The sequence below is a fragment of the Scleromatobacter humisilvae genome, from assembly GCF_023231945.1.
GTDB classification, from domain to species: Bacteria; Pseudomonadota; Gammaproteobacteria; order Burkholderiales; family Burkholderiaceae_C; genus Scleromatobacter; species Scleromatobacter humisilvae.
Genome location: NZ_JAJLJH010000001.1, coordinates 856,888 through 879,014, shown reverse-complemented (window position 1 = coordinate 879,014; position 22,127 = coordinate 856,888). Strand labels below are relative to the sequence as shown.

Below are 22,127 nucleotides of genomic sequence, written 5' to 3'. Positions count from 1 at the left end.
CTCGTCGGCCGGCGGTTCGCTACACTCGACGGATGACCTGGCTCGACGAAGTGAAATGGGATCGCGACGGCCTCGTGCCCGCGATCGCGCAGGAGCGCGGCACCGGCGACGTGCTGATGTTCGCGTGGATGAACCGCGAGGCGCTCGCGCGCACCGCCGAGACCGGGCGCGCCGTCTACTGGAGCCGGTCGCGCCAGAAGCTGTGGGCCAAGGGCGAGGAGTCCGGCCACGTGCAGCAGGTGCACCAGCTGCGGCTCGACTGCGACAACGACGTCGTGCTGCTCGAGGTCACCCAGCTGGGACACGAGCCCGGCATCGCCTGCCACACCGGCCGCCACAGCTGCTTCTTCCAGAAGCTGGTCGACGGCCAGTGGACGCCGGTCGAGCCGGTGCTGAAGGATCCGGAGAGCATCTACAAATGAGCGGCAACGACAGCCTGGCCCGCCTCGCGGCGGTCATCGAATCGCGCAAGCCGGCCAACGGCGGCGACCCGGCCGCGAGCTACGTGGCGCGCCTGTTCGACAAGGGCACCGACGCGATCTTGAAGAAGGTCGGCGAGGAGGCCACCGAGACCGTGATGGCCGGCAAGGACGGCGACGCGAGGAAGATCGTCTACGAAGTGGCCGACCTGTGGTTCCACTCGATGATCGCGCTGAGCCACTTCGGCCTGTCGCCGGCGGACGTGATCCGCGAGCTCGAGCGCCGCGAGGGGCTGTCCGGCCTCGAGGAATTCGCGCTGCGCAAGTCGCAGCAGCGCGACGGCGAATCCAAGGCCTGATCCGGGAGGAAACGATGTCGACAGAAGTCCAGACCTGGCGCGAGGAACCGCGCACGCTCACGCACGTGATGTACGCGCTGCACACCGTCACGTGGTTCTCGGGCGGCATCTTCTCGGTGATCGCCATCCTCATCAACCTGGTGAAGTCCGGCGACCTGCCTGACGACTTCTACCGCAGCCACTGGCGCTGGCAGGCGCGCACCTTCTGGTTCGCGCTGCTGTGGTTCCTGGTGACGAGCCCGCTGTGGCTGCTGTTCGCGCTGCCGGGCATGGTCGCGTACGGCGTGATCGGCCTGTGGTACCTCTACCGTTGCCTGCGCGGCTGGATCGCGTTCAACGATCGCCGCCCGATGACCGCCTGATCCAGGAGCCCGCGATGTCCCACGACCCGAACTGCATCTTCTGCAAGCTCGTCGACGGCAAGATCCCGTCGCGCAAGGCCTACGAGGACGACGAGATCCTCGTGTTCCACGACATCTCGCCGTGGGCGCCGGTGCACCTGCTGCTGATCCCGAAGAGGCACATCCCGTCGATGGTCGAGGTGACGCCGGCCGATGCGCCGCTGCTGGGCAGGATGATGGCGATGATCCCGAAGCTGATGCTCGACCATGGCGTGACCAACGGGTTCCGCATCATGGTCAACACGGGCCAGGACGGCGGGCAGGAGGTGGCGCACCTGCACCTGCACGCGATCGGCGGCCCCAGGCCGTGGGCCAAGGGGTGAATCCCGGAAGCTTCGCGAAGCCGACACGGCGGTCAACTAGAATGCCGGGTGTACCTGCCGCGTGAGTTGGCAGGCCGTACGCCTTGGAGAATCGTTATGGGATCGTTCAGCATCTGGCATTGGTTGATCGTTTTGGTCGTGGTCTTGCTGATCTTCGGAACGGGCAAGCTGAAGAACATGGGCAAGGATCTCGGCGGCGCGGTCAAGGGCTTCAAGGACGGCATGCGCGAGGGCAGTTCGGACACCCCCGGCACGCCGCCGCAGGTGCCCGTCAATCCGGCGCGCGACCCGAACACGGTCGACGTCGAGACGAAGACGCGCACCTGATCCGCTGACGCATGCTCGACTTCGGCTTCGACAAGATGGCGCTGATCGGCGCGGTGGCGTTGATCGTCATCGGGCCCGAGAAGCTGCCGCGCGTCGCCCGCACCGTGGGCACGCTGCTGGGCAAGGCGCAGCGCTACGTGGCGGACGTCAAGGCCGAGGTCAACCGGTCGATCGAGCTCGAGGAGTTGCAGAAGATGCGCTCGCAGTTCGAGACGGCCGCGCGCGACGTGCACGACACCGTGCACAAGGAATTCAACGAGACCCGCGACGCCATCGCGGGCGGGATGTCGTCGCTGGGCGACGCCGGCGATCCGCCGGTGATGACGGCGCGCGATCCGAGCGATCCGACGCCGCACTACGCCGGGTCGAGGGCGCCGGCGTACAAGCCGCCGAAGAAGAACTGGCGCGTCAAGCGCGCGGCGGTGCCGGCCTGGTACAAGCAACGCAACGGCGTGCGCATGCACGCGCAGTCGGGCGCCGCGCGCGTGGCGCGCTTCCGCCCGCGCGGCAGCAACGGGAGCGCGATTTGAGCGCGATCGCCGCCGCCCCCTTCCTTTTCCGGATTCGCTGAATGGCCGACCAACACGACGAGCTCGCGGGCACCGAGCAGCCCTTCGTCGCGCATCTGATCGAGCTGCGCGACCGCCTCGTGCGGTCGCTGATCGCGGTGGCGGTGGTGTTCGCCGTCCTGTCGTTCTTCCCCGGCCCGGCCGCGCTGTACGACCTGCTGGCCAAGCCGCTGGTGGCGCAACTGCCGCAGGGCTCGCACCTGATCGCCACCAACGTGATCTCGCCGTTCCTGGTGCCGCTGAAGATCACGCTGCTGCTGTCGTTCCTCGTGGCGCTGCCGGTCGTGCTTTACCAGCTGTGGGCCTTCATCGCGCCCGGCCTCTACAGCCACGAGAAGCGGCTGGTGCTTCCGCTGGTCGTCTCGAGCACGGTGCTGTTCATCGGCGGCGTGGCGTTCTGCTACTTCTTCGTGTTCGGCCGCGTGTTCCACTTCATCCAGAGCTTCGCGCCGAAGAGCGTCAACGTGGCGCCGGACATCGAGGCCTACCTCGGCTTCGTGCTGACCATGTTCCTGGCCTTCGGCGCCACCTTCGAGGTGCCGATCGTGGTCGTCGTGCTCGCGCGCATGGGCGTCGTGAGCGTGGCCAAGCTGCGCGAATACCGCGGCTACTTCATCGTCATCGCGTTCTGCATCTCGGCCGTCATCACGCCGCCGGACATGGTGTCGATGCTGGCGCTGGCGATCCCGATGTGCCTGCTCTACGAGGTCGGGCTGTGGGCCGCGGCGCTGACGGTCAAGAAGCCCGAAGAGAGCACCAGCGAAGCGTCCTGAGCGCGGCTCAGTTCTGATCCGCGTCGCGCGGCCTGGCCGGCGGGCGCTTGGCCACCGGCACGCTCAGCGTCATCGCGTCGCTGCCGCGCTGCACCGCCAGCACCGCGCTCGACGGCGGCTTCAGCGCGCCGACCGCGCGCAGCAGCTGCGCGGTGTTGGAGATCTTCACGCCGCCGATCGCGGTCACCACGTCGCCCGGCTTCAGGCCGGCCTGCGCGGCGGGGCCGTCGCGCAGCACGCCGGTGACGAGCACGCCTTCCTTGACCGGCAGCTGGAAGCTGTCGGCGAACTCGGGCGTCAGGTCGCGCGGCTGCACGCCGATCCAGCCGCGCGTCATCTGGCCGTCGCGGATGAGCGCGTCCATCACCTCGCGGGCGATGTCCACCGGGATCGCGAAGCCGATGCCCATGCTGCCGCCGCTGCGCGAGAAGATCGCGGTGTTGATGCCCACGAGCCGGCCTTCGCTGTCGACGAGCGCGCCGCCCGAGTTGCCCGGGTTGATCGCGGCATCGGTCTGGATGAAGTTCTCGATCGTCGACAGCCCGAGCTGGTTGCGATCAAGCGCGCTGACGATGCCCGACGTCACCGTCTCGCCGACGTTGAACGGGTTGCCGATCGCCAGCACCGGATCGCCGACCGAGACCTGCTTGATGTCGCCGAACGGGATCACCGGCACGTTGTCCAGCGAGACCTTCAGCAGCGCGAGGTCGGAGTCGGCGTCGGTGCCCACCACCTTGGCGCTGGCGGAACGGCCGTCGGACAGCGTGACCTCGATGTCGTCGGCGCCGTCGACCACGTGCTGGTTGGTCAGCAGGTAGCCGTCGGCCGACACCAGCACGCCCGAGCCCAGGCCGGTCTGCGTCTGGTTGCGGCCGTTGAAGAAGTCGCGCGGCCAGGGCTGCTGCGCGCCCGCCGCGGCGCGGCGCAGCGTCGTCTTGCTCGCGGTGATCGACACGACCGCCGGCGCCGCGCGCCGAACCGCCGCGGCGAAGCTGGTGGACGTCGCGCCGCGCGCGGGCAGCGCGGGCGCGACCGCCGGCGCGGGCAGGGCGGGCGCGGCCACGAGCGTGCGCGACGACGCCCACCACTGCGGCTTCCAGGCGGCCAGCACCACGACGACGGCGAGCGCGATGGTCACCGCCTGGGCGAACAGCAGCCAGAGCCTGCGCATCATCGGGCGTCCGCGATCGGCGCGGTCAGCGCCGCGGACTTCGCGCGGACGACCCACGCATCGATGACGCGTTCGAGCACCGGCAGCGGCAGCGCGCCGTGGTCGATGATCTCCTGGTTGAACGTACGCAAGTCGAAGCGGTCGCCGAGCGCGTCGTGCGCCTTCTGGCGCAGGTCGCGGATCTTCAGCTCGCCCAGCTTGTAGCCGAGTGCCTGGGCCGGCCAGACGACGTAGCGGTCGACCTCGGCCGTCGCATCCTCGCGCGCCAGGCCCGCGCTGTCGACCAGGTAGTCGATCGCCTGCGCCCGCGTCCAGCCGAGCGCGTGGATGCCGGTGTCGACGACCAGACGGCCGGCGCGCCAGGCCTGCGCGCGCAGGTAGCCGTAGCGCAGGGTCGGGTCGTCGTACAGGCCCAGTTCGTCGCCCAGGCTTTCGGCATACAGCGCCCAGCCCTCGACGTACGCGTTGACCAGCGCGGTGCGGCGGAACATCGGCAGCTGCAGCAGCTCGTGCGCGCGCGAGATCTGCAGGTGGTGGCCCGGCACGCCCTCGTGCAGGAAGGTGTCGGCCATCGCCCACTTGGGACGCGACGCGAGCGCGACGGCGTTGGCGTTGAACCAGCCGGGCGTCGAGGCGTCGGCGGCGCCCGGCGAATAGAACTCCACCGTGTTCGCGCCCTGGTAGCTGGGGATCGCGCGGATGCCGTACGGCGTGCGCGGCAGCGTCACGAACAGCTTCGTGAGCTGCGGGTCGATGCGCTTGGCGATGTCGCGATAGCCGGCCAGCAGCTCGTCGCCGTTCGTGTAGAAGTACTTCGGGTCGTGCGCGAGCTGGTCGGCGAACTCGGCGTAGCTGCCGGTGAAGCCGACCTGTTTCATCACGGCGTCGATCTGGGCGTGGATGCGCGCCATCTCGTCCAGCCCGATCTGGTGCACGGCCTTGGCGTCGAGCGGCAGCGTCGTCGAGCCGCGCACGAACAGCTTGTAGACCTCGACGCCATCCGGATAGGCACTCATCGCGCCGTCCTCGGGGCTCACCGGCAGCAGCTCGTCGACGACCACCTTGCGCAGCTCGAGGAAGGCCGGCGCGACCTGCGCCTGCAGCACGCTGGCGGCCTCGTCCTGCAGCGCCGTCCTGACGTCCGCGGGCACGTCGGCGGGCAGGTGCGTGAACGGCGCGAGCAGCGGTTGCTCGGTGAGCGGCTTGGCCAGCAGCTTGTCGATCTGGTCGGGTACCTGCGACAGCGACGCCTTGAACGTGACCCAGCCCAGGCGCTTGCCTTCGCGCAGCCAGAAGATGTCCTGCGCGATGCGCTGCGGCATCGCCTTCAGGCGCGCCAGCGCGTGGCGCGCGTCGAGCTCGGTGCGCACGGGGAAGTCCTGCATCATCGACGGCAGGCCCAGCTGCACGCCGTTCTTGGCGGAGATCACGCGCGTGTGCATGGCCGGGTACTTCTGCCAGTCGACGGCCAGCTGGGCGTCCTGCAGCGCGAAGTCGTAGGAGATGCGGTCCTCGCCGGACAGCACGTCGACGTCGACATGCTTCAGCGCCTTCAGGTGGTCGCGCTCATGCTGCTCGATGCGCGCGACGGCCTCGGGCGAGGCATCGCGCAGCTTGTCGTCGTAGCGATGGTCGCCGACGGCCGTCGCCCACTCCGGGAACTGCTGCATGTGCCATTGCCAGTCGGCGTCCAGCAGCGCGCGAAAGCGCGTCGCCTCGAGCGTGGCGTGGAAGCGCCGGGCGTCGCCGGGCGACGGCGCGAGTGGCGTCCTCGGCGTGGCCAGCGGTTGCGCGTGGGACGCGGCGGCGGCGCACAGCGCGACGACGGCCAGTTGGATCCTGAGTCGGTATGGAAGAGTCACGGCGGTCGCGGCAGGGACTTCGAAGCGACGAGTGTGGCACGCGGCGCCACCGTGGAACAATCGGTTCGATGCCCACGCACCACACCGCCGCCGTCGACATGTCAGCGTCCCGCGCGAGGCTGCCGTTGCTCGTCACGATGGGCGACGCGAGCGGCATCGGCCCCGAGATCATCGCCAAGGCCGCGGCTGCCGGCGAGCTCGGCGACGCGGTCGTGGTGGGCGACGTGGGCGTGCTGCGGCGTGCCGTCGCGGCCTGCGGATTGACGATGCCGCTGGCGGCGCTCGAGCACCCGTCCGACCTCGCGGCCTGCCCGCCCGGCACGCTGGCCGTGTGCGCGTCCGCCGGCCTCGAAGGCGGCCTGGCGACGCTGGCGTTCGGCGCGGTCGATGCGCGCGCCGGCGCCGCCGCCGCGCGCTGCATCGAGCAGGCCGTCGCTTGGATGCGCGAGGGTGCGGGCCGCGCGATCGTCACGGCGCCGATCCACAAGGAGGCGCTGTCGGCCGCGGGCGTCAAGTTTCCCGGCCACACCGAGATGCTGCAGTCGCTGGCCGCGGCGCCGGGCGAGCCGCCGCCGCCGGTGCGCATGATGCTGACCAACGACGAGCTGCGCGTGGTGCTGGTGACGATCCACATGAGCCTGCGGCGCGCCATCGATGCGCTGTCCACGCAGGGCATCGTCGACACGCTGGCCATCACGCACGCGGCCGGCCTGCGCTTCGGCCTGGCCGCGCCGCGCATCGCCGTCGCCGGCCTGAACCCGCATGCGGGCGAGGGGGGCCTGTTCGGCGACGAGGAGATCGAGCTCATCGCGCCAGCCATCGCGCAGGCGCGCGCCGCCGGCATCGCGGCCAGCGGGCCGTTCGCGCCGGACACGGTCTTCATGCGCGCCCGCGACGCGGCCGGCAAGCCGGGCGAATTCGACTTCGTCGTCGCGATGACGCACGACCACGGCCTGATCCCGGTCAAGTACCTCGGCGTGGAGCAGGGCGTCAACGTCACGCTGGGGTTGCCGTTCGTGCGCACCAGCCCGGATCACGGCACGGCGTTCGACATCGCCGGGCGCGGCGTGGCCGATCCCGCGAGCCTCGTCGCCGCGGTGAAGATGGCGCGTCGGCTGGCGCCATGAGAAAAGCCGCCGGCCCTCGCGGGCGGGCGGCTTGTCCGATTCAGTTGCGCGCCGGTGCGCGCAACGTCACGACATCACTTTTTCAGCGAGTCGCGGATCTCGCGCAGCAGCATGACGTCTTCCGGCGTCGGCGCGGGCGGCGCGACCGGCGGCGGCGTGTTGCGCTTCAGCTTGTTGATCTGCTTGACCATCAGGAAGATGATGAACGCGAGGATGATGAAGTTGATCGCCACGGTGATGAAGTTGCCGTACGCGAACACGGCGCCGGCCTTCTTGGCGTCGGCCAGCACGGTGCTCGTCTGGCCCGCGAGCGGGATGAAGTAGTTCGAGAAGTCGAGCCCGCCCGTGACCTTGCTCACCAGCGGCATGATCAGGTCGTTGACGACCGAGTCGACGATCTTGCCGAAGGCCGCGCCGATGATCACGCCGACGGCGAGATCCATCACGTTGCCCTTGACGGCGAATTCCTTGAATTCCGTTGCGAATCCCATGAGCCTTCTCCTGAATTTGTAGCGTTGAACTGATCGAGATCATTGTGGGTGCACGTCGAGACCCGCCTGCACGCAATGTCCGGATCGCAGTATTACCGCGCTGGGAATCGCGTCAACACCGGGCGTCGGCGGCCCGTGTGCGAGTTGGCGTACCAAGGGTTTGCCTGTGGTGCGCAGGTCACTCGAACGCGTGGTTGTGCACGCTAAACTCAATGGCGTTGCCCAGAACTGAAATTCAGCTCGAGGATGCTCATGAGTGAAAGCGTTGTAGTGCACGACGGGATCGACGAAAGCAAACGGATGTGGGTGGCCGCCACGTGCGGTGTGGGAGCGGTGGCAGGCCTGGCGACGGCGGTGCCGTTCGTGAGCACCTTCGCGCCGTCCGAGCGGGCCAAGGCCGCGGGCGCCGCGGTGGAGGTGGACATCGGCGACATCAAGGTCGGCGAGAAGAAGACGGTCGAATGGCGCGGCCAGCCGGTCTGGATCGTGCGCCGCTCGCCCGAGATGGTCGCCTCGCTGTCCAAGGACACCGCCGAACTGGCCGACCCCGATTCGAAGCGCAACCCCGACGAACAGACGCCGCCCTACGCGCGCAACGAGCATCGTTCGATCAAGCCCGATGTCCTCGTGGTCGTCGGCATCTGCACGCACCTGGGCTGCTCGCCCGGCGACAAGTTCGCGGCCGGCGCGCAACCCTCGCTGCCCGCCGACTGGCCCGGCGGCTGGCTGTGCCCCTGCCACGGTTCGACGTTCGACCTGGCCGGGCGCGTGTTCAAGAACAAGCCCGCGCCGGACAACCTGCGCGTGCCGCCGCACATGTACCTGAGCGACAGCAGGCTGGTGATCGGCGAAGACAAGAAAGAAGCCTGATCCCGAGATTCCGAGACAAACGCCGGCGCCGCGCGCCAGGCCGCTGAATCAAAACAAGAGGACCGCATGTCTGAATTCAAGGTAGCCCCCGCCAACGCCTCTGCCGGTGTCAAGCTGCTGACCTGGGTCGACAACCGCTTCCCCGCGACCAAGCTCTGGAAGGACCACGCTTCCGAGTACTACGCGCCGAAGAACTTCAACTTCTGGTACTTCTTCGGCATCCTCGCGACGCTGGTGCTGGTGATCCAGATCGTGACGGGCATCTTCCTGGTGATGCACTACAAGCCCGATGCGACGCTCGCGTTCGCGTCGGTCGAGTACATCATGCGCGACGTCCCCTGGGGCTGGCTGGTGCGCTACATGCACTCCACCGGGGCCTCGGCGTTCTTCATCGTCGTCTACATGCACATGTTCCGCGGCTTCCTGTACGGCTCGTACCGGAAACCCCGGGAGCTCGTGTGGATCTTCGGCTGCGCGATCTTCCTGTGCCTGATGGGCGAGGCCTTCATGGGCTACCTGCTGCCCTGGGGCCAGATGTCGTACTGGGGCGCGCAGGTGATCGTCAACCTGTTCTCGGCGATCCCCTTCGTCGGGCCCGACCTGTCGCTGATGATCCGCGGCGACTACGTGGTGTCGGACGCCACGCTCAACCGCTTCTTCAGCTTCCACGTGATCGCGATCCCGCTGATCCTGCTGGGCCTGGTCGTCGCGCACATCATCGCGCTGCACGAGGTCGGCTCGAACAATCCGGACGGCGTCGAGATCAAGGCCAGGAAGGACGCCAACGGCATCCCGCTGGACGGCATCCCGTTCCACCCGTACTACACCGTGCACGACCTGATGGGCGTGGTCGGCTTCCTGATCCTGTTCAGCGCGGTCGTGTTCTTCGCGCCGGAGATGGGCGGCTACTTCCTCGAGGCCAACAACTTCATCCCGGCCGACTCGCTGAAGACGCCGCCGCACATCGCGCCGGTCTGGTACTTCACGCCGTTCTACTCGATGCTGCGCGCCACCACCGACGACATGCTCGTGTGGTTCCGCATCATCGTGGCCGTCGCGGCGATCCTCGCGCTGTGGAAGGGCCGGTTCGGCGGGCTGGGCAAGCTGCTGATCGCCGTCGGCGCGGTGCTGGTGCTGATCGGCATCGGCACGCTGAAGATTACCGGCATCACGGCGCTGTCCGGCTGCGACGCCAAGTTCTGGGGCGTTCTGGTGATGGGCGGCTCCGTCCTGATCCTGTTCTTCATGCCCTGGCTGGACAAGAGCCCGGTCAAGTCGATCCGCTACCGTCCGGGCTGGCACAAGGCGGTCTACGGCGTGTTCGTGGTCACCTTCATGATCCTGGGCTACCTCGGCATCGAGCCGCCGGACCCGCTCAAGACGGCCATCTCGCAGATCGGCACGCTGATCTACTTCGGTTTCTTCCTGCTGATGCCGTGGTGGAGCCAGATGGGCACGTTCAAGCCCGTTCCGGACCGCGTCACCTTCCACGCGCATTGATCGCCATGAACCAACACACCCTCATGAAGCGTTTCATCGCCAGCATCGTCGTGGCGCTCGCGTTCTGCGGCGCGGCCTTTGCCCAGGAAGGCGGCCCGGCCTGGGACAAGTTCCCCATGGAGCGCCTGACCGATCAGGCCGCCCTGCAGCACGGCGCCAAGCTGTTCGTCAACTACTGCCTCAACTGCCACCAGGCCTCGTACATGCGCTACAACCGCATGCACGACATCGGCCTGTCCGACGATCAGATAAAATCCAATCTGCTGTTCGCCGGCGACAAGGTGGGCGACCTGATGAAGACCTCCCTGGCTCCCCAGGATGCCAAGGCCTTCTTCGGAACCGTCCCGCCCGACCTGTCGGTGATCGCTCGCTCCCGTTCCGGTGCCAACGGATCTGGGGCGGATTACCTCTATACCTACCTCAGATCTTTCTATCGGGACGAGACGAGGCCCACGGGATGGAATAATCGCGTTTTCCCGAACGTCGGCATGCCGCACGTGCTGTGGGAGCTCCAGGGCACCCAGCGCGCGGTTTTTGAGGACGAAAAGGGAGAGGGCGGACAGGTCGAGCATGTGTTCAAGGGTCTCAAGCTGGAGACCCCGGGCACGCTCAGCCCAGCCGATTACAACGCCGACGTCGCGGATCTCGTTGCCTACCTGCAATGGATGAGCGAACCGGCGCAGAATTTCCGCGTGAAGCTGGGTGTCTGGGTGCTCATCTTCCTCGGCTTGTTCTGGGTGGTCTGTTGGCGGCTGAATGCGGCGTACTGGAAAGACGTGAGATAGCGTCTTTCGCGACCGCCCTTGAGGTATCCCGACCGGCTTGCCGGTCGACTGTTTTTTGACGATTGATTTTTCGACGGAGCCCCCCGCCATGATGGTGCTGTATTCAGGAACCACCGACCCGTACTCGCACCGCTGCCGCTTCGTGCTGTTCGAAAAGGGAATGGACTTCGAGATCCGCGACGTCGATCTCTTTGCCAAGCCCGAAGACATCGCGCTGATGAATCCGTACAACGAGGTGCCCATCCTCGTCGAACGTGACCTCATCCTGTACGAGTCGCACATCATCAACGAGTACATCGACGAGCGCTTCCCGCACCCGCAGCTGATGCCGGGCGACCCGGTCGCGCGTGCCCGCGTGCGCCTGTTCCTGTTCAACTTCGAGAAGGAACTGTTCTCGAACGTCAACATCCTGGAAGGCCGTGGCGGCGTCAAGCCCAACGACAAGCAGCTCGAGAAGGCGCGCGCGCAGATCCGCGACCGCCTCACGCAGCTCGCGCCGATCTTCCTGAAGAACAAGTACATGCTGGGCGACGACTTCTCGATGCTCGACGTCGCGATCGCCCCGCTGCTGTGGCGCATCGACTACTACGGCATCGAGCTGTCGAAGAACGCCGCGCCGCTGCTGAAGTACGCGGAGCGCATCTTCTCGCGCCCGGCCTACATCGAGGCGCTGACGCCTTCGGAAAAGGTCATGCGCAAGTAAGACGCAGCCGCCGGCCCCGGGCCTGTTGCCCGGGCCGGCGTCCTCGTCGCCCGTCTCCCGCACCTGTTCCCATCCGTCGTTCATGACCCAGGTCAGCACCACCGAGATTCCCGGCAGCTCCACGCGGCCCTACCTGATCCGTGCGCTGCACGACTGGTGCACCGACAACGGCTTCACGCCCTACCTGGCCGTCCACGTCGACCGCTCGGTGCAGGTGCCGATGGAGTACGTCAAGAACAACGAGATCGTGCTCAACGTCGGCTTCGAGGCCACCAGCGGCCTGAAGCTGGGCAACGACTTCATCGAGTTCCGAGCCCGCTTCGGCGGCATGGCGCGCGACATCCTGGTGCCCGTCGACCACGTCGTGGCGATCTACGCCCGCGAGAACGGCCAGGGCATGGCCTTCCCCATGCCCACCGGCGAGGGCGAGGCCAGCGTCGGCGACAACAGCGGCCCGGTGAGCCATTCGCAGGCCCCGGCCTCCGACGGCGCCCCGCGCGGCCTGCGCCTGGCCCCTGCCACCGCCCAGGCGGACGAGGGCACGCCCGCCGAGCCCGCCGAGGACGACGACACCGACCCGCCCGACGCCCCCACGCCCGCGCCCGCCAGCCCGCGCCCGGCGCTCAAGCGCATCAAGTAAAGTCCCAGTCGGGGCACCCCGCCCCGCATGCCGACTTAGCTCAGCTGGTAGAGCATCCGCCTTGTAAGCGGGAGGTCATCCGTTCGATTCGGATAGTCGGCACCATCCGCTTCGCGTCCGGATGGCGATCCGGCGAGCCCGCGGGTCGCGCATCGATATTCTTTTTTGGCGCTTCGTCGCATACTCGATGCCCCTTAACCTGCGGTCACTCGACAACGACGCCATGAAGACGATGCAGACCCGTACCCGCAAGTTCCTCGCCCTCCTGATCGCCGCCACGGCGTTCGTCTCCGCGGCCCATGCCGACCAGCTGGACGACATCAGGAAGAAGGGCGAGATCGTGTTCGGCGTGCTCGGCACCGACGAGCCCAACAGCTTCGTCGACCCGAAGACGCGCGAGATCGTCGGCTACGAGGTCGACCTGGCGAAGGCCATCGCGGCCAAGATCGGTGTCAAGCCGGTGTTCAAGCAGATCGCCGTGGCCGCGCGCATCCCCGAGCTGCAGCAGGGGCGCGTCGACGTGCTGGCGGCCTCGCTGACGCACAACAAGGAGCGCGAGGCGCAGATCGACTTCTCGCTGACGACCTTCGTCACCGGGCAGAAGGTGATGGTCAAGGCCAGCAGCGGCATCGCCGACGTGCCGCAGCTGGCCGGCAAGAAGGTGCTGACCGTCAAGGGCGGCACGCAGGAGGCCAATGTGCGCAAGGCGGTGCCCAGTGTCGACGTCGTCACCTTCGAGACCACGCAGCAGGCCTTCCAGGCGCTGCAGCAGGGCAAGGGCGCGGGCTATGTCAACGACGAAGCCACGCTGATCGACGACCTCGCCAAGCTGGGTCCGGCCAAGAAGGACTACAGGATCCTGCCGACCAACCTCAGCACCGAGCCGCTGGCGCTGGGCCTGCGCAAGAACGAACCCGCGCTGAAGAAGGTGGTCGACGACACGCTGGCCGGCCTGGAGCAGTCCGGCGAAGCCGACAAGATCTTCCTGAAGTGGTACGGCCCCACGACCAAGCTGCAGTTCGACAAGCGCTCGTTCAAGATGGACTCCGACAAGATCTGATCGCCGGCTCTCGATGCCCGGCTTCGACCTCCAGCTGCTGCTGCACGGCCAGTACCACGACTGGCTGGTGGCCGGACTGCTGGTCTCGCTGAAGCTCGCCGGCATCACGATCGCCTGCGCGCTGCCGCTGGCCATCGTGATCGCGCTCCTGCGGCTCGCGCCGTACCGCGCGCTGCAATGGATCGGCACCGGCTACGTCGAGCTGATCCGCAACGTGCCGCTGATCGCGCACCTGCTGTTCTGGTACTTCGGCGCGCCGGAGCTGCTGCCCGACGCGCTCAAGGAACGGCTGTACGCCGGCAGCTACGAATTCGTCGCCGCCGCGATCGGCCTCACGCTGTACGCGGCCGCGTTCATGGCCGAGAACATCCGCAGCGGCATCCGTGCGATCCCGGCCGTGCAGTTCGAGGCCGCGCGCGCGCTCGGGCTCGGCTTCCTCCCCGCGATGCGCCGCGTCGTGCTGCCACAGGCGCTGCGCGTGACGGTGCCGCCGCTGCTGTCGCAGGTCATCATCCTGTGGAACGACACCAGCGTCGCCACCGTCATCGGCGTGGGCGAGATGATGTACCAGGCGGCGCGCGTGGAGACGGCGGCGTTCCACAGCGTCGAGGCCTTCGGCTTCGTCACCGCGGCCTACCTCGCGGGTTCGCTGGCGCTGACGGCCGTGGCCACCTGGATCCACCGGCGCTGGCCGGTGCGCACGCTGTGAGGACGGCGCCGTGATCGAGCTCGTCCAGACCTACTGGCTGTATTTCCTGGTCGGCCAGTATCCGCAGGGACCGCTGGGCGGCGTGGCCGCGACGGTGCTGCTGGCCGCGCTCGCGCTGCTGCTGGCCATGCCCATCGGGCTGCTGCTGGGCCTGGCGCGCGTCAGCAGCGTCGCCGCGCTGCGCCGGCCCGTCACGGTGATCGCGTACCTCGTGCGCGGCATCCCGCTGCTGCTGATGGTGTTCTGGATCTACTTCTACCTGCCCACCGTCACCGGCCACAAGACCGACCAGTTCGCCACCATGCTGATCGCGCTGGTCGTGTTCGACGGCGTCTACCTCGGCGAAATCGTGCGCGCCGGCATCCAGGGCGTGCCCAAGGGCCAGTACGAGGCCGCGCGCGCGCTGGGCCTGAGCCACGGCCGCGCGATGCGGCGCGTGATCCTGCCGCAGGCGCTGCGCAGCATGCTGCCGTCGCTGGTCAACCAGTTCGTCTCGACGATCAAGGCCACGTCGCTGGGCTACATCATCGGCCTGACCGAGGCGTCGTTCATCGCCACTCAGGTCAATTCGCAGGTGTTCGTGCATCCGACCGCCGTCTACCTGATCCTGAGCCTGATGTACTTCGTCCTGTGCTTCGGGCTCTCGCGCGTAGCGCTCATGATCGAGCGGCGCCAGGCGCGCCGCAACCTGCCGCGCCCCGCGCGCTCGCCGGGTTCTCCCGCCATCTCCAACGTGCCCACCGCATGATCCAGTTCAGCAAAGTCAACAAGTGGTACGGCGACTACCACGCGCTCGTCGACATCGACGAGACCATCGCCAAGGGCGAGGTCGTGGTCGTGTGCGGGCCGTCGGGCTCGGGCAAGTCCACGCTGATCCGCACCGTCAACCGGCTGGAGGACATCGCCTCCGGCACGATCACGCTGGACGGCGAGGACATCCACCGCCGCGGCGTCGACGTCAACAAGCTGCGCTCGCGCATCGGCTTCGTGTTCCAGCAGTTCAACCTGTTTCCGCACCTGACCGTGCTGCAGAACTGCACGCTCGCGCCGATCACGATCGGCGGCGCGCGGCCGGCGCAGGCGCACGAGAAGGCGATGGCGCTGCTGGAGCGCGTCGGGCTGGCCCACAAGGCGAACGCGTGGCCGTCGGAGCTGTCGGGCGGACAGCAGCAGCGTGTCGCGATCGCGCGCGCGCTCGCCACGGAGCCGCCGCTGATGCTGTTCGACGAGCCCACCAGCGCGCTCGATCCGGAGATGGTGGGCGAGGTGCTGCAGGTGATGCGCGACCTGGTGCGCGACGGCATGACGCTGGTGGTGGTCACGCACGAGATGGGCTTCGCGCGCGACGTCGCGCACCGCGTGCTGTTCATGGACCAGGGCCGCATCCTGGAGCGTGCCTCGCCGGACGAGTTCTTCAACCACCCGCAGCACCCGCGCGCGCGGCAGTTCCTGGCCGACATCCGCTCGCCGTTCGCCCGCGTCAGCCCTTGACGAGGTGCCAGACGTTGCCCTTGCCGTCGCCGGTGGTGTCGCCGGGCCTGGCGTCCCTGGCGAAGGTGTAGAGCGGCCAGCCCTTGTAGGCCCACTGCTTCGAGCCGTCGTCGCGCGTGACGATGGACCAGTCGCCCGACCCCGTGTCGGCGGCCTGCGCCGCGAGCGGCGGCCAGTTCGTGGCGCACGGCCCGTTGCAGGCGCTCTTGCCGCTGCCCGCGGTGTCCTTGTCGAACGTGTAGAGCGTCGCGCCCGCGGGCGTGGCGAGGACGCCGTTGGAAGACGCGGCGGGCGCCGGGTTCGACGCGGCGGCCGCGGCCAGCGCGGCGACGGCAAGCACGGCGGCGATGCCGCTGGCCTTGATCATGAGACTCTCCGGTTGGGTTTGACAGATCGTGGGATTGGTCGTCGACAGCATCTGGTGCGATTCCATCGTGAACAAGGTGCCAGTGTTTCCCGCGGCCGCGATCCGGCGAACGAAGCTTTTGTCACTTGCTTCGAACCTGGACGAACGCCGGTTCGCGCATATCGATGCGACGACGACGTCCTTTGGTTTTCTCGCGAGCTGCCGAAAATGACTTCATGAAGCCGAGCAACGCGTTCCCGCCCGCCTCGCCGAACCGATCGGCGTAGCGGCGATGTGCGAACTGCTCGGCCTCAACAGCAACGTGCCCACCGCGGCGACGTTTTCGTTCAGCGGACTGTCCGCCCGCGGCGGCCGCACGGGCGACCACGTCGACGGCTTCGGCATGGCCTTCCATGACGGCGAGGGCTGCCGCGTGTTCCGGGATGACGGCCGCGCCTGCGATTCGCCGGTCGCCGACTTCCTGCGCCGCCAGCCGCTGCGCGCCCGCACGGTCGTCGCGCACGTGCGCAAGGCGACGCAGGGCGCGGTCGACCTGTCCAACTGCCATCCCTTCCAGCGCGAATGGCTCGGCCGCCACTGGCTGTTCTGCCACAACGGCGACCTCGGCGCGTTCCGGCCGCCGCTGGACGGCGGCGCGCTGCCGCTGGGCAGCACGGACAGCGAATGGGCGTTCTGCTGGCTGCTGACGCAACTGGGCCGCCGCTTCGCGACCACGCCCGAGTGGCCCGAGCTGGCGCCGGTGCTGGCGGAGCTGATGCCGCAGCTCGCCGCCCACGGCGTGTTCAACATGCTGCTGACGGACGGCAGGGCGCTCTACGCGCACGCGTCCACGAAGCTGAGCTGGGTGCAGCGGCGCCATCCGTACGCGCGTCCGCGCCTGGTGGACTGCGACCTCGAGATCGACCTGGCGACCGCCAACGGGCCGTCCGATCGCATGATCGTCGTCGCGACCCGGCCCTTGACCGTCGGCGAGTCGTGGCACGCGTTCGAGCCCGGCGAGCTGCGCGTCTTCTCCGCGGGGCAGAGCGTCTGGCACGCGCAGACCGCACCTGCCGGGGCCAACGCCGAGATGGCCGCGGCCTGACGTTTCGTCCGCTGGATCGGACGCTTCGTCGCGCGGGCCTGTGCAAGGCGTCGCATCTCGATGAGGATGGCCGCCATCCCGTCCGGAGCCTGCCATGTCCTCTTTCCTTCGCATCGCCGCGGCCTGCGGCTGTTCGCTCGTCGTCGCCTCCGCGACCGCCGCAGCCGCGCCCGAGCCTTCCTGCCACGTCGGCCTCTACGCACTGGCCGACGGCTCGACGCTGGACCTCGCCGCCTCGGCCGAAGGCCAGATGCGCTGGCGCCGGCCGGACGGCACCAGCGGCGCCTTCGATCTCGCGGGCGCGCAGGCGGGCGCGAGCCGGCTCGGCTGGACGAAGCGGCCCGACGGCCACGTCGTCCGGCTGACCGGCGACTGCGACACGCTCGCGTTCGACGGCGCGGCCGGCAAACGCGTGCCGCTGGTCGTGCGCGACGTGCGCTTCCACAGCGACGGCGTCGAACTGGCCGGCCGCCTCGTCCTGCCGCCGGGCACGGCGCGCGTGCCGGTGGTCGTGCTGCTGCACGGCTCGGAGCACGACTCCGCACTGGACTTCGAATCGCTGCAGCGCCGCCTGCCAAGCCAGGGCGTCGGCGCGTTCGTGTACGACAAGCGCGGCACCGGCGCGTCCGGCGGCCAGTACACGCAGGACTTCGACCAGCTCGCGCGCGACGCCGTCGCCGCGCTGGCGCAAGCGCGCCAGCTGGGTGGCGAGCGCGTCGGCCGCATCGGCTTCGAGGGCCCGAGCCAGGGCGGCTGGGTGGCGCCGATCGCGGCGCTGCAGGCGGACGTCGACTTCGTCACCGTCGTCTTCGGGCTGGCCGTCTCCGTGATCGAGGAGGACCGCGAGGCGGTCGCCAAGAACATGGCCGACCATCACCATTCGGCCGCGGACACCGCCAAGGCGATGGCCGTCGTCGACGCCGCGGACGCGCTGGCGCTGCAGCCCACGCTGGAGGCCTACGACCGCTTCGCCGCCGTGCGCGATCCGTGGCGCGACGAGCCCTGGGTCAAGGACGTGCACGGCGACTTCACGTGGATGATCCTGCCCGTCAAGCGCGAGGAGGTGCTCCCGCTGGCCAGGCAGATCGACTGGCATACGCCCTGGCTCTACGACCCGCTCGAGACGATCTCGCGCGTGAAGCCGCCGCAGCTGTGGGTGCTCGGCGAGGACGACCTCGACGCGCCGAGCGCCGAGACCGCGCGGCGGCTGGCGCAGCTCAGGCTGGCCGGCCATCCGATTGCGACGGCGATGTGGCCGCATGCGGAGCACGGCATCTACGAGTACGAGACGGGCGCCGACGGCGAGCGCGTGTCGCTGCGCCAGCCCGAGGGCTATCTCGCGCTGCTGGTGGACTTCGCGCGCGGCGCGCCGTTGAAGCCGGGTTACGGGACGGCGGCGCTGGCGCGGCCGTAGCGGGCGAGGGCGTTGCGCTATCCTGCGCACGCCGTTTCCTTGCGAAAGCACCCGCCATGACCAGTCCCCTCAACGACCTCTTCGAACAGCAGCGCATCGAGAACGCGCGGCTGTCGGGCCAGATCGTGGCGCTCGAGATGGCCGTCAAGCTGTTGTTCATCCAGCATCCGAACCCGACTGCGCTGGGCGCGTTCTACTCGAAGGCGATCGACGGGCTCCTGGACATCACGCTCGCCACGCGCATGCCCGAGGAGATGCGCGACGCGCTGGACCAGGCGCGCAACGGCCTCCTCGAGGCGCTGCGCAACCAGCCCGCGCTCGGCTGATCAGCGTTCGCGGCTCGCCTGCAGCTCGCTGCGTGTCGCGACGAACAGGTTGGTGACGACGTCGCGCTGGCGCGGGTCGATCAGCGAGTCGAGCTTGTCGAAAGTGACCTTCAGCTCGGCGAGCGCCTCCTGCCGGCCTTCGCCTTCGTCGACCTCCGCCGCGATGTAGCTGCGCAGCGGCGCGACCGCGCTGACCGTGCTGGCGCTGCGCCACAGGATGCGCTGCAGCCGGCGTTCGTTATGCTGGCCGACCTCGCCGAGGCTGGCGACGAAGTCGCGCCACGCGTTCTGCTGCGGCGGGGTCAGCGCGAGCTCGGGGACGCCGTCGCGCAGGCGCCTGGCGAATGCGGAGACGAGGTCGCGCGGCGGGCCGGCGTCCTTCGCGTCCCGAGTGTCCTTGTCCGGCCGCGGGCTGTCCGGCTGCGGGCCGCGCATGCCGTGGCCGCCGCCGCCCATCTGCGCCAGCGCGGGGCCGCCGACGGCGGACAGGCCGAACAGCGCCGCGAGGGTCGCGTGGCGGCGTGCGGCGCGCGCGGCGTCGGACGCGGAAGGGGCGGGCGTGTCGGCAGGAGTCACGGCGTGGGCTGGGAGCGGCGGAGACGCCATGTTCGGCGGCCGTCGTTGCTGTCGTGTGTGGACGGCGCGTCCCCGTCGACACGCGCGGATTCATAACCTTTCAGAACGGTTCAAGCCGCTTTCAAGACGTGCGGGACGCGATCCGCGAAAGTTCATTCACCGCCACGAACCCACCCAGGAGCCCGCCATGAACCAAGCCGCCCGCACCGCCTCCCAGTCCACGAACACCGCCGCCGGCCTGCCGCGCCGCCCGCGCTTCGGCGCCGCGATCGTCAGCGTCGCGATGACCGGCGCGCTGTTCGCCACCGTCGTGCTGGGCATGACCTCGATGGCCAAGGACCGCGAGCAGCTCGTCGCCCAGGTCCACGCCACCACCCGCACGTAAGCCTTTCCCACCACCCGCCAAGGAGCCACGCCATGACCACCGCCCGCAACGCCATCGTCACGCCCAACACCAGCGCCGACAACGCGCGCAACCGCCCGGCCGGCCTGCCCCGCCACCAGCGCGTCGGCGCGGCGGTGGCCAGCGTCGTGATCGCCGGCCTGCTGATCGGCGGCGTCGCCTTCGGCATGATCGACTCGGACGAGACGCCCGCCGTCACGGCCGGCACGACGAGCGTGTCGACGCTGGCCTGACTCAGTGCAGCTTGACCAGCGGACGCGCCCGCTTCACGAGGAAGCGCGCCATCGCCAGCACCGCCGTCCGCATCGAGCCCATCACCGCGCGGTGGTGCATCAGGTGCAGGCTCACGTAGACCATGCGTGCGAACAGGCCCTCGACGAACCACGTCGTCGACTTGAACAGGTTGCCCATCAGGCTGCCGACCGTCGCGCTCGAGCCGATCGAGACCAGCGAGCCGTGATCGTGGAAGACGTACGGCGCGCGTGAGCCCGCGTCGGTGCCGGCCGGCAGCTGCAGCAGCGCGTAGAGAAAGTCCGCCTGCTGGTGCGCCGACTGCGCGCGCGGCGGCACGGCCTTGCCGTCGGCCTGCGGGCACCACGCGCAGTCGCCGAACGCGAACACGCCCGGCACGCCCTCGACGCGCAAATGTCCATCGACCTTGACCTGGCCGCTCCGCGTGACCGGCAGGCCCACCTCCGCCAGCAGCGGCGGCGCCTTGATGCCCGCGGCCCAGACGCACAGGTCGGCGGGGTACGCGTTGCCGTCGGCGTCGGTCACGCGGTTCGCGTCGACGCGCACGACGCGGCACGACGTGTTGACCTCCACGTGGCGCTGCTTCAACAGCCGGGTCGCGGCCGCCGACACGTTCTCGGCCAGCGGCGCGAGCAGGCGCGGCGCGCCCTCGAGGATGCGGATGCGCACGTCGCGCGCGGCGTCGATGTGCCGCAGCCCGTACTGCGCGTGCAGCGAGCTCGCCTCGCGCAGCTCGGCAGCCAGCTCCACGCCGGTGGCGCCGCCGCCGATGATGACGATGTCCAGCCCCGCGTTCGGATCGTGGCTCTTGCGCACGTCGGCCAGCGACAGCAGTTGCAGCATGCGCAGGCGGAAGCGTTCGGCGTCCTGCGGGCCGTCGAGCGAGAACGCATGGTCGACGACGCCCGGCACGCCGAAGTCGTTGGACACGCTGCCGATCGCCAGCACCAGCGTCTCGTAGCCGATGCGGCGCTCGGGCAGCACTTCCTCCGCGCCGTCGAACACGGCGCCCACGACCAGCTCGCGCGTCGTGGTGTCGAGGCCCGTCATCGGCCCGTACAGGAACGAGAAGCCGTTGTCGTGCGCCAGCATCTGGTAGGACAGGCCTTCCTGGTGGATGTCCAGCGTGCCGGCCGCCACCTCGTGCAGCGACGGCTTCCAGATGTGGAACAGCTTGGCGTCCACCAGCGCGATGCGCTCGGCGCCCAGCTTGCGGCCCAGCTTGCAGGCCAGTTCGAGTCCGCCGGCGCCACCGCCGACGACGAGGATCTTGAAGGGTTGCTCGGTCATCGATTCGCTTGGTTGGTGTGTCGCCTAGGTGTTTACCACGAGATGCCGTGCGCGATTGGAGGCGGCCCCTCTACGCACTCCGGTTCGCGCCGCGGGTGTTGGAGTCGCGCCAAACGTTGGTGCGGCGGCGCGGGGCGGGCGTATGCTGGCCGGTCCACAGGCTTGTCGAGGAGTCCTCCATGGCGTTCCGCGTTGCCCGCACCGTCTCCGTTTCGCTGCTCGCGCTCGTGGCGGGCATCGCCGCCGCGGCGCAGGTGGATGACGCCACGGCGGTCAGGATGGCGGTGCCGCACGAGTTGGTCATCGCGGGAGACCTGTCGCCGGCGCAACGCGAGGCCATCCTCACGCCGATCAACAACCTCTACGGCTTCTGGAACAACGGCAGCCCGGATTTGCTGAAGAAGGCGCTGTCGCCCGAGTTCTTCGACCACGCGCTGCCGCCCGGCCGGCCGCAGGGCCCCGCGGGGCCGGCGGCGGCGTCCAAGGGCTTCCTCGCCGCGGTGCCGGACCTCGTCGTCACGGTGCTGCAGCAGGTGGTCGCGGTCGACCGCGTCGTCTCGCAGGTGCGCCTGACCGGGCACTTCACCGGCAAGCTGGGCGACGTCCAGGGCAAGGGCCAGGCGATCGACTTCACGGCGATCGACATCCTGCGCGTGCGCGACGGCAAGGTCACCGACAACTGGCACCTCGAGGACAACCTGGGCTTCATGCAGCAGGCGGGGCTGATCGCGAAGTGACGCGTCGCCCACCGGTCGCGGCGGGCGCTTGCAGAACGGATTCCACGGGAGCGTTGCGACCATCTCGCCTGGAGGCGTGCGCAGGCCGCAGCTCGTCG

General features: G+C 69.0%; 29 protein-coding genes and 1 tRNA gene. 24 read left to right on the top strand and 6 right to left on the bottom strand.

Translation table 11 applies throughout. From position 1 onward, the window contains the following. Positions 1-32: 32 nt before the first annotated feature. The 7 genes from hisI (at position 33) to tatC (ending at position 3,171) form a co-directional block, all read left to right on the top strand. Complete coding sequence (gene hisI / locus LPC04_RS04160) at positions 33-422, top strand: phosphoribosyl-AMP cyclohydrolase (protein ID WP_275680921.1); 390 nt, start codon at positions 33-35, stop codon at positions 420-422. Continuing rightward, positions 419-778, top strand: a complete 360-nt coding sequence (locus tag LPC04_RS04155; protein ID WP_275680920.1) for a phosphoribosyl-ATP diphosphatase — start codon at positions 419-421, stop codon at positions 776-778. The genes hisI and LPC04_RS04155 overlap by 4 nt, the downstream gene beginning before the upstream one ends. 14 nt (positions 779-792) lie before the next feature. Next, complete coding sequence (locus LPC04_RS04150) at positions 793-1,140, top strand: DUF4870 family protein (protein ID WP_275680919.1); 348 nt, start codon at positions 793-795, stop codon at positions 1,138-1,140. A gap of 14 nt (positions 1,141-1,154) precedes the next feature. After that, complete coding sequence (locus tag LPC04_RS04145) at positions 1,155-1,502, top strand: histidine triad nucleotide-binding protein (protein WP_275680918.1); 348 nt, start codon at positions 1,155-1,157, stop codon at positions 1,500-1,502. Positions 1,503-1,598: 96 nt separating this feature from the next. After that, the gene (tatA, locus tag LPC04_RS04140; RefSeq protein ID WP_275680917.1) at positions 1,599-1,829 is read left to right on the top strand and encodes a Sec-independent protein translocase subunit TatA; all 231 of its coding nucleotides are present in this window, start codon (positions 1,599-1,601) and stop codon (positions 1,827-1,829) included. Positions 1,830-1,840: 11 nt separating this feature from the next. Continuing rightward, positions 1,841-2,359, top strand: coding sequence for a Sec-independent protein translocase protein TatB (gene tatB, locus LPC04_RS04135; protein WP_275680916.1), 519 nt, complete (start codon positions 1,841-1,843; stop codon positions 2,357-2,359). A 41-nt stretch (positions 2,360-2,400) separates the two neighbouring features. Beyond that, a complete protein-coding gene (gene tatC / locus LPC04_RS04130) occupies positions 2,401-3,171 on the top strand; it encodes a twin-arginine translocase subunit TatC (protein WP_275680915.1) in 771 nt (256 codons plus the stop codon). Positions 3,172-3,178: 7 nt separating this feature from the next. Here the strand turns inward: tatC and LPC04_RS04125 are convergent, their stop codons facing one another. Then, positions 3,179-4,342, bottom strand: coding sequence for a S1C family serine protease (locus LPC04_RS04125; RefSeq protein WP_275680914.1), 1,164 nt, complete (start codon positions 4,340-4,342; stop codon positions 3,179-3,181). Further along, positions 4,342-6,204: a DUF885 domain-containing protein gene (locus LPC04_RS04120; protein WP_275680913.1), complete on the bottom strand. Its 1,863-nt coding sequence runs from the start codon at positions 6,202-6,204 to the stop codon at positions 4,342-4,344. The genes LPC04_RS04125 and LPC04_RS04120 overlap by 1 nt, the downstream gene beginning before the upstream one ends. 68 nt (positions 6,205-6,272) lie before the next feature. On the opposite strand from LPC04_RS04120, the gene pdxA reads away from it, so the two are divergent. Then, on the top strand, positions 6,273-7,331 hold the full coding sequence (pdxA, locus tag LPC04_RS04115) for a 4-hydroxythreonine-4-phosphate dehydrogenase PdxA (RefSeq protein ID WP_275680912.1): 1,059 nt from the start codon (positions 6,273-6,275) through the stop codon (positions 7,329-7,331). 74 nt (positions 7,332-7,405) lie between these two features. Here the strand turns inward: pdxA and mscL are convergent, their stop codons facing one another. Then, on the bottom strand, positions 7,406-7,822 hold the full coding sequence (mscL, locus tag LPC04_RS04110) for a large conductance mechanosensitive channel protein MscL (RefSeq protein ID WP_275680911.1): 417 nt from the start codon (positions 7,820-7,822) through the stop codon (positions 7,406-7,408). 252 nt (positions 7,823-8,074) lie between these two features. Here mscL and petA point away from each other — a divergent pair, with 252 nt between their 5' ends. The 10 genes from petA (at position 8,075) to LPC04_RS04060 (ending at position 15,580) form a co-directional block, all read left to right on the top strand. Then, complete coding sequence (petA, locus tag LPC04_RS04105) at positions 8,075-8,692, top strand: ubiquinol-cytochrome c reductase iron-sulfur subunit (protein WP_275680910.1); 618 nt, start codon at positions 8,075-8,077, stop codon at positions 8,690-8,692. Between the two features lie 66 nt (positions 8,693-8,758). Further along, positions 8,759-10,192 (top strand): cytochrome b, encoded by a 1,434-nt coding sequence (locus LPC04_RS04100; protein ID WP_275680909.1) that lies wholly within the window; start codon positions 8,759-8,761, stop codon positions 10,190-10,192. Positions 10,193-10,215: 23 nt separating this feature from the next. Beyond that, on the top strand, positions 10,216-10,977 hold the full coding sequence (locus LPC04_RS04095; RefSeq protein WP_275680908.1) for a cytochrome c1: 762 nt from the start codon (positions 10,216-10,218) through the stop codon (positions 10,975-10,977). 88 nt (positions 10,978-11,065) lie between these two features. Beyond that, on the top strand, positions 11,066-11,680 hold the full coding sequence (locus LPC04_RS04090; protein WP_275680907.1) for a glutathione S-transferase N-terminal domain-containing protein: 615 nt from the start codon (positions 11,066-11,068) through the stop codon (positions 11,678-11,680). Positions 11,681-11,762: 82 nt separating this feature from the next. After that, positions 11,763-12,320: a ClpXP protease specificity-enhancing factor gene (locus tag LPC04_RS04085; protein WP_275680906.1), complete on the top strand. Its 558-nt coding sequence runs from the start codon at positions 11,763-11,765 to the stop codon at positions 12,318-12,320. A gap of 29 nt (positions 12,321-12,349) precedes the next feature. Next, a tRNA-Thr gene (locus LPC04_RS04080) sits at positions 12,350-12,425 on the top strand. Positions 12,426-12,552: 127 nt separating this feature from the next. Next, positions 12,553-13,380, top strand: a complete 828-nt coding sequence (locus tag LPC04_RS04075; protein WP_420854707.1) for an ABC transporter substrate-binding protein — start codon at positions 12,553-12,555, stop codon at positions 13,378-13,380. A 13-nt stretch (positions 13,381-13,393) separates the two neighbouring features. Further along, a complete protein-coding gene (locus LPC04_RS04070) occupies positions 13,394-14,089 on the top strand; it encodes an amino acid ABC transporter permease (protein WP_275680904.1) in 696 nt (231 codons plus the stop codon). Between the two features lie 10 nt (positions 14,090-14,099). Further along, a complete protein-coding gene (locus tag LPC04_RS04065) occupies positions 14,100-14,837 on the top strand; it encodes an amino acid ABC transporter permease (protein ID WP_275680903.1) in 738 nt (245 codons plus the stop codon). Continuing rightward, positions 14,834-15,580 (top strand): amino acid ABC transporter ATP-binding protein, encoded by a 747-nt coding sequence (locus tag LPC04_RS04060; protein WP_275680902.1) that lies wholly within the window; start codon positions 14,834-14,836, stop codon positions 15,578-15,580. Before LPC04_RS04065 ends, LPC04_RS04060 begins: the two co-directional genes overlap by 4 nt. Here LPC04_RS04060 and LPC04_RS04055 read toward each other — a convergent pair. Then, a complete protein-coding gene (locus LPC04_RS04055) occupies positions 15,570-15,947 on the bottom strand; it encodes a COG4315 family predicted lipoprotein (RefSeq protein ID WP_275680901.1) in 378 nt (125 codons plus the stop codon). The two genes, LPC04_RS04060 and LPC04_RS04055, sit on opposite strands and share 11 nt — an antisense overlap. Positions 15,948-16,218: 271 nt before the next feature. On the opposite strand from LPC04_RS04055, the gene LPC04_RS04050 reads away from it, so the two are divergent. The 3 genes from LPC04_RS04050 to LPC04_RS04040 all read left to right on the top strand — a co-directional run bounded on the left by LPC04_RS04050 (position 16,219) and on the right by LPC04_RS04040 (position 18,771). After that, positions 16,219-17,031, top strand: coding sequence for a class II glutamine amidotransferase (locus tag LPC04_RS04050; RefSeq protein WP_275680900.1), 813 nt, complete (start codon positions 16,219-16,221; stop codon positions 17,029-17,031). 94 nt (positions 17,032-17,125) lie between these two features. Further along, positions 17,126-18,445 (top strand): alpha/beta hydrolase family protein, encoded by a 1,320-nt coding sequence (locus tag LPC04_RS04045; protein ID WP_275680899.1) that lies wholly within the window; start codon positions 17,126-17,128, stop codon positions 18,443-18,445. Positions 18,446-18,501: 56 nt separating this feature from the next. Then, positions 18,502-18,771: a hypothetical protein gene (locus LPC04_RS04040; protein ID WP_275680898.1), complete on the top strand. Its 270-nt coding sequence runs from the start codon at positions 18,502-18,504 to the stop codon at positions 18,769-18,771. Here LPC04_RS04040 and LPC04_RS04035 read toward each other — a convergent pair whose 3' ends face one another. Next, positions 18,772-19,347 carry a hypothetical protein gene (locus LPC04_RS04035; protein ID WP_275680897.1) on the bottom strand — a complete coding sequence of 192 codons (576 nt, stop codon included), beginning with the start codon at positions 19,345-19,347 and terminating at the stop codon, positions 18,772-18,774. 187 nt (positions 19,348-19,534) lie between these two features. Between LPC04_RS04035 and LPC04_RS04030 the strand changes: the two genes are divergently transcribed. Then, a complete protein-coding gene (locus LPC04_RS04030; RefSeq protein WP_275680896.1) occupies positions 19,535-19,732 on the top strand; it encodes a hypothetical protein in 198 nt (65 codons plus the stop codon). 32 nt (positions 19,733-19,764) lie between these two features. Further along, positions 19,765-19,983: a hypothetical protein gene (locus tag LPC04_RS04025; RefSeq protein ID WP_275680895.1), complete on the top strand. Its 219-nt coding sequence runs from the start codon at positions 19,765-19,767 to the stop codon at positions 19,981-19,983. A 1-nt stretch (position 19,984) separates the two neighbouring features. On the opposite strand, the gene LPC04_RS04020 is transcribed toward LPC04_RS04025, so the two are convergent. Then, a complete protein-coding gene (locus LPC04_RS04020; protein ID WP_275680894.1) occupies positions 19,985-21,292 on the bottom strand; it encodes an NAD(P)/FAD-dependent oxidoreductase in 1,308 nt (435 codons plus the stop codon). 179 nt (positions 21,293-21,471) lie between these two features. Here LPC04_RS04020 and LPC04_RS04015 point away from each other — a divergent pair, with 179 nt between their 5' ends. Next, positions 21,472-22,029, top strand: a complete 558-nt coding sequence (locus LPC04_RS04015) for an ester cyclase (protein ID WP_275680893.1) — start codon at positions 21,472-21,474, stop codon at positions 22,027-22,029. Positions 22,030-22,127 lie beyond the last annotated feature (98 nt).

Bases quoted from the DNA above. Each gene is read 5' to 3' on its own strand.
- LPC04_RS04145 (WP_275680918.1), top strand. From the start codon at position 1,155: ATGTCCCACGACCCGAACTGCATCTTCTGCAAGCTCGTCGACGGCAAG.
- LPC04_RS04045 (WP_275680899.1), top strand. From the start codon at position 17,126: ATGTCCTCTTTCCTTCGCATCGCCGCGGCCTGCGGCTGTTCGCTCGTC.
- hisI (WP_275680921.1), top strand. From the start codon at position 33: ATGACCTGGCTCGACGAAGTGAAATGGGATCGCGACGGCCTCGTGCCC.
- LPC04_RS04055 (WP_275680901.1), bottom strand. From the start codon at position 15,947: ATGATCAAGGCCAGCGGCATCGCCGCCGTGCTTGCCGTCGCCGCGCTG.
- tatC (WP_275680915.1), top strand. From the start codon at position 2,401: ATGGCCGACCAACACGACGAGCTCGCGGGCACCGAGCAGCCCTTCGTC.
- tatA (WP_275680917.1), top strand. From the start codon at position 1,599: ATGGGATCGTTCAGCATCTGGCATTGGTTGATCGTTTTGGTCGTGGTC.
- LPC04_RS04085 (WP_275680906.1), top strand. From the start codon at position 11,763: ATGACCCAGGTCAGCACCACCGAGATTCCCGGCAGCTCCACGCGGCCC.
- LPC04_RS04060 (WP_275680902.1), top strand. From the start codon at position 14,834: ATGATCCAGTTCAGCAAAGTCAACAAGTGGTACGGCGACTACCACGCG.
- LPC04_RS04150 (WP_275680919.1), top strand. From the start codon at position 793: ATGTCGACAGAAGTCCAGACCTGGCGCGAGGAACCGCGCACGCTCACG.
- LPC04_RS04020 (WP_275680894.1), bottom strand. From the start codon at position 21,292: ATGACCGAGCAACCCTTCAAGATCCTCGTCGTCGGCGGTGGCGCCGGC.
- petA (WP_275680910.1), top strand. From the start codon at position 8,075: ATGAGTGAAAGCGTTGTAGTGCACGACGGGATCGACGAAAGCAAACGG.
- LPC04_RS04125 (WP_275680914.1), bottom strand. From the start codon at position 4,342: ATGCGCAGGCTCTGGCTGCTGTTCGCCCAGGCGGTGACCATCGCGCTC.
- LPC04_RS04040 (WP_275680898.1), top strand. From the start codon at position 18,502: ATGACCAGTCCCCTCAACGACCTCTTCGAACAGCAGCGCATCGAGAAC.
- LPC04_RS04030 (WP_275680896.1), top strand. From the start codon at position 19,535: ATGAACCAAGCCGCCCGCACCGCCTCCCAGTCCACGAACACCGCCGCC.
- LPC04_RS04075 (WP_420854707.1), top strand. From the start codon at position 12,553: ATGCAGACCCGTACCCGCAAGTTCCTCGCCCTCCTGATCGCCGCCACG.
- tatB (WP_275680916.1), top strand. From the start codon at position 1,841: ATGCTCGACTTCGGCTTCGACAAGATGGCGCTGATCGGCGCGGTGGCG.
- LPC04_RS04025 (WP_275680895.1), top strand. From the start codon at position 19,765: ATGACCACCGCCCGCAACGCCATCGTCACGCCCAACACCAGCGCCGAC.
- LPC04_RS04095 (WP_275680908.1), top strand. From the start codon at position 10,216: ATGAAGCGTTTCATCGCCAGCATCGTCGTGGCGCTCGCGTTCTGCGGC.
- LPC04_RS04050 (WP_275680900.1), top strand. From the start codon at position 16,219: ATGTGCGAACTGCTCGGCCTCAACAGCAACGTGCCCACCGCGGCGACG.
- mscL (WP_275680911.1), bottom strand. From the start codon at position 7,822: ATGGGATTCGCAACGGAATTCAAGGAATTCGCCGTCAAGGGCAACGTG.
- LPC04_RS04155 (WP_275680920.1), top strand. From the start codon at position 419: ATGAGCGGCAACGACAGCCTGGCCCGCCTCGCGGCGGTCATCGAATCG.
- LPC04_RS04015 (WP_275680893.1), top strand. From the start codon at position 21,472: ATGGCGTTCCGCGTTGCCCGCACCGTCTCCGTTTCGCTGCTCGCGCTC.
- LPC04_RS04090 (WP_275680907.1), top strand. From the start codon at position 11,066: ATGATGGTGCTGTATTCAGGAACCACCGACCCGTACTCGCACCGCTGC.
- pdxA (WP_275680912.1), top strand. From the start codon at position 6,273: ATGCCCACGCACCACACCGCCGCCGTCGACATGTCAGCGTCCCGCGCG.
- LPC04_RS04100 (WP_275680909.1), top strand. From the start codon at position 8,759: ATGTCTGAATTCAAGGTAGCCCCCGCCAACGCCTCTGCCGGTGTCAAG.
- LPC04_RS04070 (WP_275680904.1), top strand. From the start codon at position 13,394: ATGCCCGGCTTCGACCTCCAGCTGCTGCTGCACGGCCAGTACCACGAC.